We start from the raw sequence: 1130 nt of genomic DNA, 5'->3' as shown, positions 1-1130 counted from the left end.
CCGGGACGCCCGCTGTCGCTTCCTCGCCCGTTTCCGCGTCGTCCGACGTCGCCTGCGGGTCCTCGGCGGAGAAGGCCGTCGTGGTCGCCTCGCCGGTGCTGTCGACGGCGACGAGCACCGTCGGCTCCGACTTCTCTTGCTCGACCACCGGCTCGGCCGTCCGTTGCGCTTCCGGCTCACCCGCGTCCGCGAGCTCGCTGTCGGCTGCACCGCTGCGCGGCACATCGGCTGTGGGCTGATCCTGTACGCCGGCCGAAGGCACGACGACAGTCGGTTCTTCGTCAGTGCGGGCCGGTGTGGTTTCGTCCGCTTTCTCGCCCGCGGAGGCGACGACCGCCGTGGGCTGGTCATCCGCCTCGGCTGCCGGCACAACGACGACCGTCGGCTCGTCAGCCGACGAAGCCGGTGTGGTTTCGTCTGCGTCCTCCTCCGCAGCCGTGACGGCGGCGGTGGGCTGGTCGTCCGCGTCGGCCGCGGGGACGACGACGGCGGTCGGTTCGTCGCCGGTGGGAACCAGCGTGGTCTCGTCCGCGTTCTCGTCGGCGGCGGTGGGCTGGTCGTCCGCGTCGGCTGCCGGGACGACGACGGCCGTCGGCTCGTCGCCCGTGGGCGCCAAAGTGGGTTCGTCCTCATGCGCCGACGAGTCGGCCGGCGCCGGGTCCGCGATCCCCGGCGAGGGAACGGCGACGGGTGCGCCGGTGGCCGGGGGAGGGGTCTGGGAGACCGGGATGATCTCCGTCGGGTCGGCCGGGGTGATGACCGCCGTGCGTTCGGCTGCCACCGGGGTGCCCGGCGCCGCGGCTGCCCCGCGGGCCCGGCCCAGGGTGCCGAAGATCGGGATCTTCGGAGGCTGGTAGCCCTCCCAGCGCCGCGCGCTCAACGCCGTGCACAGCAGCGGGATCGCCAGCATCGCGGCCAGCGCGTACCCCGGTCTGCTCAGGTCGAAGCCGTCCTTGCTGACCCCGGCCGGCCAGATCCCCGCGTACCCGCCGGGGTCGGCCAGCGCCCACCCGCCCACCGCGAGAAACACCAGCCCGGCCGACCCCCGCCCGGCCCGCGCGATCGGGCCGTACAGCACGATGGCGGAAACCGGGCCGGCCACCAGCACCAGCACGATAGCGGCGAGCGGC

General features: G+C 74.5%; 1 pseudogene. It reads right to left on the bottom strand.

Annotated elements, in window-relative coordinates:
• A pseudogene (locus AB0M20_RS45015) lies at window positions 1-1130 on the bottom strand (hypothetical protein); the annotation flags it as partial.

It is taken from the genome of Actinoplanes sp. NPDC051633 (assembly GCF_040681735.1).
Classification (GTDB): domain Bacteria; phylum Actinomycetota; class Actinomycetes; order Mycobacteriales; family Micromonosporaceae; genus Actinoplanes.
Note: the sequence above shows the minus strand (reverse complement) of the source record. Positions and strands in the feature narration are given on the sequence as shown.